The organism is Mesorhizobium sp. M7A.F.Ca.ET.027.03.2.1 (assembly GCF_003999175.1).
GTDB lineage: Bacteria > Pseudomonadota > Alphaproteobacteria > Rhizobiales > Rhizobiaceae > Mesorhizobium.
In genome coordinates this window covers 1-6,025 of sequence record NZ_RZOM01000302.1, presented here as the reverse complement: position 1 = coordinate 6,025, position 6,025 = coordinate 1, and the positions used below count along the sequence as shown (strand labels likewise).

Annotated in this window: 7 protein-coding genes; 2 read left to right on the top strand and 5 right to left on the bottom strand. The window is 63.4% G+C overall.

Annotated features, from left to right (window positions below):
• A partial coding sequence (locus EN750_RS15230; RefSeq protein ID WP_145967669.1) for an SDR family oxidoreductase occupies nucleotides 1–551 on the bottom strand: 551 nt, incomplete at its 3' end.
• 130 nt (nucleotides 552–681) lie between these two features.
• Between EN750_RS15230 and EN750_RS15225 the strand changes: the two genes are divergently transcribed.
• Complete coding sequence (locus EN750_RS15225) at nucleotides 682–1,785, top strand: histidinol-phosphate transaminase (RefSeq protein ID WP_127396910.1); 1,104 nt, start codon at nucleotides 682–684, stop codon at nucleotides 1,783–1,785.
• A gap of 212 nt (nucleotides 1,786–1,997) precedes the next feature.
• Complete coding sequence (locus EN750_RS15220) at nucleotides 1,998–2,258, top strand: hypothetical protein (RefSeq protein ID WP_127321364.1); 261 nt, start codon at nucleotides 1,998–2,000, stop codon at nucleotides 2,256–2,258.
• Between the two features lie 138 nt (nucleotides 2,259–2,396).
• On the opposite strand, the gene EN750_RS15215 is transcribed toward EN750_RS15220, so the two are convergent.
• The 4 genes from EN750_RS15215 to EN750_RS15200 form a co-directional block, all read right to left on the bottom strand.
• On the bottom strand, nucleotides 2,397–3,080 hold the full coding sequence (locus tag EN750_RS15215; RefSeq protein ID WP_127271777.1) for an SGNH/GDSL hydrolase family protein: 684 nt from the start codon (nucleotides 3,078–3,080) through the stop codon (nucleotides 2,397–2,399).
• A 64-nt stretch (nucleotides 3,081–3,144) separates the two neighbouring features.
• On the bottom strand, nucleotides 3,145–4,098 hold the full coding sequence (locus EN750_RS15210; protein ID WP_127396909.1) for an ABC transporter permease: 954 nt from the start codon (nucleotides 4,096–4,098) through the stop codon (nucleotides 3,145–3,147).
• 3 nt (nucleotides 4,099–4,101) lie between these two features.
• On the bottom strand, nucleotides 4,102–5,064 hold the full coding sequence (locus EN750_RS15205) for an ABC transporter permease (RefSeq protein ID WP_127396908.1): 963 nt from the start codon (nucleotides 5,062–5,064) through the stop codon (nucleotides 4,102–4,104).
• Between the two features lie 8 nt (nucleotides 5,065–5,072).
• Nucleotides 5,073–6,025, bottom strand: a 953-nt coding sequence (locus EN750_RS15200) for an ATP-binding cassette domain-containing protein (protein WP_145967667.1), incomplete at its 5' end; no start/stop codon positions are given.

Sequence of the window (6,025 nt, the reverse complement as noted above, 5' to 3'; positions counted from 1 at the left end):
ATGCCAAGCTCCGCCCACTCCGCCGCAAGGGCGCGGGTCATGCCGAGCAGGCCCGACTTCGACGAGCCATACGGCACCGCGGTGGGGATTCCGACTTCGGATGTCAGCGAGCACAGATTGATGATGGCACCAGGACGGCCGGCGTCGCGCATCTGCCGCGCGGCGGCCTGGGCGCAGAAGAACGCTCCCTTGAGATTCGTGTCGACGATCCTGTCCCACAGCGCCTCGTCGACATCGAGCGAGGGCCGCACCTCCTCCATCCCGGCATTGTTTACGAGAATGTCGAGACCGCCAAGCAGGCTGGCAGCCTCTGCGGTTGCCGCCCGGCAGCGGCCGACATCGGTGACGTCGAGAGCGATGGCGTGCGCCACTCCGCCGGCGGCGCGGATGGCTGCCGTGGTGGCCTCCAGCGAGGCCAGGCTGCGCGCCGTGACCGCGACGTCGGCGCCGGCAGCACTCAGCGCCTCGGCGATGCTGCGCCCGATGCCTCGGCTTGCGCCGGTGACAAGCGCCTTCCTGCCGGAGAGATCGAAGAGAGAAGCGTTGCGCATGTGATCCTCCTTGCCGGCGTCGGTTTCCGCTTCAGCGTCGAGACTATCAGACCAAGTTACATATACAAGCATATACAAACTATTTCGACTACGGTACGGATGACGAAATCCACCGCAGAGGAGCCCGCCCGTGTCGAAAGCCTCGGACATGGTCCGCACCGAAGTCAACCGTTTGTCGCCCTACAATTCCGGGCTGACCATTGACGAGGTCATGGAGCGATACGCACCGGCCAGGATCGCCAAACTGGGCTCCAACGAAAACCCGCTCGGGCCCAGCCCGACCCTCGCCACGACGATGCATGCCGGCTCCGAGATGTTCCGCCTCTATCCGGACCCTGCCGGGCGCAAGCTGCGCCAGGCGATCGGCGACAAATATGCCGTCGCCGAGGGCCAGATTATCCTGGGTAACGGTTCCGAAGATCTTCTCTCCGTCATCAGCCGTGCCGTGTTGCGGCCCGGCGATGCCGTCGTCACCCTCTATCCGTCGTTCCCGCTGCATGAGGACTACGCGACGCTGATGGGGGCGACCGTCAAACGCGTTGCCGTCAACGGCGATCTCACCATCAATGTCGATGCGCTGGTCGAGGCGGTGCGCGAAAGGCCGCGCATGCTGCTGTTTTCGAACCCGATGAACCCGGTCGGCAGCTGGCTCTCCGGCGGCGATCTGTCGAGGGTTCTGGATGCGGTCGGCGACGAGACGCTGATCGTCATCGACGAAGCCTATGCCGAATATGCCAAGGGCGACGATTATGCGTCGTCCCTGCCCTATCTCGAAAAGCTGGGCCGGCCCTGGATCGTGCTGCGGACCTTTTCCAAGGCGTTCGGTCTGGCCGGATTGCGGATCGGCTTCGGCATCGTCGGTGACCCGGAGCTGCGCGCGCTGCTCGATCGCGTCCGCACGCCTTTCAACGCCAACGCGATGGCCCAGGCGGCCGCACTCGCGGCACTGGCCGACGACGAACACCTTGCCAGGGTCGTCGCGCTGGCCAATGCAGAGAGAAAACGCGTCGAGACTTTCCTGGCGAGCAAGGGCCTCGATGTCGCTGCCTCCAGGGGCAACTTCCTGTTCTTCAACTGCCGGCAAGATGCTTCCGCCTTCGTCGAAGGCCTGCTGCGTCACGGCGTCATCGTCAAGCCGTGGAAGCAGCAGGGTTTTGACACCTATGTGCGAGTCAGCATCGGCTCGACAGCGGAGAACGACCATTTCATGGCCGTTCTGTCGGAGCTGTTGTGAATACACGCTTTGGTCGGGATTCGGACGGGCAAGTTGACCCGCGCCTTGCGGCTGCGATGTGCCAGTTCGGACACGATGTCACTCTGCGGTGCAGTTCGTTGAACGAAGGCAATAGATTTTTTGGGCTTCAAGCCGACAGCAGGCCTTAACTTTCGCGGCGTGGGTTTTTACATCTCGGGGGTCTGCAAACGATCGACGCTGAGGAGGCTCCCTTGCAGCAACCAGATGACATCGCCGCCCGCCGATTGGGCATTCTCATCGAGCAATATGTGGAAGCGCGCAAAAAGCGCTACGACTATGTGTCGACCGAGCAGGCCTATCGGGCCATCCGGCAGGTCCTCAAACCCGCCATTCCCGATCGCGAACTCGACGACATGGTCGCCTCGCTTGCCGTGAAGAACGGCCTGGCGGTCGTTTTCGACCGCCAAACCAAATCGTCTGCCGATCATGTTCCTCGGGGCACAAGGCCCTAGATCAACGCAGGTCTGCAGGCGTCGAGCGCCACATCGATACGGGGCCAAACGGCCCCGTATCGATGTGCATCGCCGGAGGAACGAGCGATACACCCGCGCCGTAGGCCTGTGTGCCGCGAGCCGACGGGCGTGGCGGCTTCAGGCGGCAGTGCTGACCTTGCCCGGCTCAAGGATCGACTTGACCTTGTCGGCGACGGCGCGTCCCAGATCGGCGTTGTTTCCGGCAGTAAAATGGATGCCGTCAACACCATCCGTGGTGAGGTAATCGCCGGCATTGAGGAAATCGATCTTCATGAAATCCGCCATCGCCTTGTACTGCCTGGCCAGATCCCTGGATTTTTCGTGCCCGCCACCAAACATGCCCTCGAACCACGGATCGGGCATCGGGGTCAGCGGCGGCGGCGCAATGACCAGCGCCTTGGGAGCCGGATAAGGGGTGCCGATGCCGCCGGCACTGGTCAGGATCTGCCCGACCAGTTTCGCCATTCCATTGGCGATCTCATAAGGCGTCCGGCGGAAATAAGACTTGGTGTCGTTGGTGCCGAGCATGACGATGACCAGGTCGAGCGGCAGATGGCTGGCGATGGCCGAGGGCAGATAGTTCGCCCCGTTCAGGCGCGGATCGTTGGGGTCGTCGAGACAGGTCGTGCGCGCGCTCAGGCCTTCTTCGATGATGTGGTAGCCCGCCCCCAGCGCCGCCGCCATCACACCGGTCCAGCGCTGATCATAAGGGTAGCGGTAGGTCGGCGACCCTTCCTTGACCGGAACCCAGCCCCAGGTCAGCGAGTCGCCGTAGCACATGATGTTTTTTGGCGGTGACATCCATGTTTCTCCATCTGTTTGCAATTGTCTGAACGCCGGCGCACTTGCTCTTCGCCGTTTCAAATCAGGGGTTTCGTACGCGCACTCCGTAGAAGATCGCCGCGCCGAGGATGATGACGCCCTGCGCGATGAGCTTGCCGGGCTCGTCGATGCCGAGCACCGTCATCACCACGAACAGCAGCGCAAAACACAGCGCCCCGAAGAAAGGCCCCCAGACGCCGCCGTCGCCACGACCGAAGACGACGCCGCCGAGGATCGTTGCCGCGACCGCCAGGATCGGCAGGTCGAGGCCGATACGGACGCTGCCGACGGCGATGGAACCGGTCTGCACCAGGGCGGCGATCGCCGCTATCAGGCCGGCGAGCGTATGCGCCAGGATGACCGCGCGCTGGACCGGCACGCCGGAAAAATGCGCGGCTTCGGCATTCTCCCCGACCGAAGCGACGTAGCGGCCAAAGATGGTCCGCGACAGAAGCAGCCACACCGAAGCGGTCAGCAGGACCCAGAACAGCACCGGCGTCGGAACCGACAGGAATTTCGTGTTGTATAGGTCGTTGAACAGCTTCGGCACATCGCCGGGCGGATTGCCGCTCGACAGGAACTGCACCAGCCCGACCAGGATGATGCTGACCGCCAGCGTGACGATGACCGCCGACACCCGCCGGTTGCCGATCATGAAGCCGTTGAACAGGCCGATGACGAGGCCGGTGGCGAGCGCCAGCACGACGAAGAAAGGCATCGACGCGCCGGGGAAAGTGCCCGACGAGATGAAATAGTTGATGAGCAGGATGATGCCGCCGCCAGAGAGGTCGATCGACTTCACCCGCATGACGACGAGCTGCCCCAGCACCAGGATGCCGAGCGGCACGATCTGCCTGACGAAGATGCCCATGATGTTGAGGTTGAGCATGTTCGGCCGCGCGATCCACAGCGTCGCCAGCAGCACGATGAAGACAAAGTAGGACGGCGGGATGCGCAGCAGACGCCGGGCGATCGGATTTGCGAGAACGGCGGCCATCGCTCAGAGCCCCATTTTCTTGCGGGATTGCAACCCGACCACCGCCAGCAGGATGCCGCCCTTGATCGCTGTCTGAACAAAGGGCGAGACGTTGGCGAGGTTCATGCCGTTAGCCAGCAGCGCCATGACCAGCGCGCCGATCACTGTGCCGTGCAGGCTGCCGATGCCGCCGGAGAGCTGGGTGCCTCCGAGCGCCACGGCGGTGACGGTATCGAGTTCGAAAAGCAGACCGACATTCGGATCGCCCGACACGATGCGCCCGGCCAGAAAGACACCGGCAGCGGCCGCGAAACAGGAGCAGACCACATAGGCGAGGATAATGTTGCGGCGGTCGGAGACGCCGAAATTGCGGGCAGCGCTTTCGGCGCCGGACGCGATACCGCCGCCGATCGCAAACAGATGCAGCCCGTACCGGGATCCGTAGAGCAGTTTCCACGCTGCCAGGATCACGGCGATGCCCCAGAAAACCGGATAGGGAATGCCGAGGAAACTGCCCGAGACGGCATCGATGACGATCTCCGGCACGGTGCCACCGGAGACGGGACGCAGGATGCGCGTGATGCCGAGCACGATGTACTGCGTCGACAGCGTCGCGATGATCGGATGGACGTTGAAGCGGGTGATCGCCAGGCCGTTGGTCAGCCCGATGAGTGCCGCCAGCACGAAGACCGCCGGGATCAGCACGATCGCCGGCTGGTCGAGCGCCAGCACCGCGGTGGTGAAGCTGATGACCGAGCCGACCGACAGGTCGAGCCCGCCGATGAGCACGACGACGAGCTGTCCTATCGCCGCGATGATCAGCGGCATCGCCTGGGCAACCAGGTTGAAGAGGTTCTCGGCCGTGGCGAACTGCGTCGTCTCGACGGTCAGCCACAGCGAAATGAGCAAGGCGACCAGCAGTGGCAGGCCCCACAGGCCTTGCCGCGTGTTCCGGCCACTCAGGATGTTGAAAAGCGAACGATGCATGGAGGCCCCTAATGCTGGCGCGCGGAGCCGCCCGTCAGGGCCGCGTCGAGGATCTTGTGTTCTGTCGCCTGCGCTGCCGGCATTTCGGCAACGATGGTGTCGTCATGGACGACGTAGATGCGGTCGCAGAGCCCGATCAATTCGATCGTCTCGCGCGACAGCACCAGCACGGCGCCGCCCTTGGCGGTAAAGTCGCGCAGCAGGTGGTAGATCTCGGACTTGGCGCCGATGTCGACGCCGCGGGTCGGCTCCTCGACCAGCAGAAGATCGAGATCGGCGGCCAGGTAGCGGCCGAGCAGAACCTTTTGCTGGTTGCCGCCGGACAGGGAGCCGACCGGCGCGGACGGCCCTGCCGCCTTTATGTTCATGACCTCCATCATGCGGGCGATCACGTTTCGATACGGCCGCGCCGGCGCGAGTTCGGATCGCCTCGAATGCAATCCGATGGCGATGTTGTGGGCGATCGGCAAAGCAAGGAAGAGCCCCTCTTCCTTGCGGTCCTCTGGAACGAAGCCGACCCTCAGCTGCTGCAAATGGCGAACGCCTGATGATGCCGGGAGCGGCATTTTCAGCGCTTTGCCGTTGACGGAAATCGTCCCGGCGGAGGGATGATAGCGGCCGATCAGCGATCTCAGGAAGCGCTGCTGGCCCTGCCCCTCCAGTCCGGCCAGGGCGACGATCTCGCCCTTGTGCAAAGTCAGTGACAGCGGCCGCGATGTCTCGGTGATCCGCAAGTTCTCGACGCGCAGGATCTCGTCGCCTTTGTTATCAGTACGATCGGGAAAAAGGTCCTGGAGTTCGCGTCCGACCATCATGGTGATGAGGTCGTCGGTGGTGATCTCGGACACCATTCTGGTGCCGACCAGTGCGCCGTCCTTCAGCACCGTCACCGTGTCGCACAGCTCGAAGATCTCCTCCATGCGATGCGAGATGTAGACGACAGCCTTCCCCTTATCGCGCA

Excerpts from the sequence above, each read along its gene's own strand:
- EN750_RS15215 (WP_127271777.1), bottom strand. The coding sequence starts at position 3,080 with ATGTCACCGCCAAAAAACATCATGTGCTACGGCGACTCGCTGACCTGG.
- EN750_RS15210 (WP_127396909.1), bottom strand. The coding sequence starts at position 4,098 with ATGGCCGCCGTTCTCGCAAATCCGATCGCCCGGCGTCTGCTGCGCATC.
- EN750_RS15205 (WP_127396908.1), bottom strand. The coding sequence starts at position 5,064 with ATGCATCGTTCGCTTTTCAACATCCTGAGTGGCCGGAACACGCGGCAA.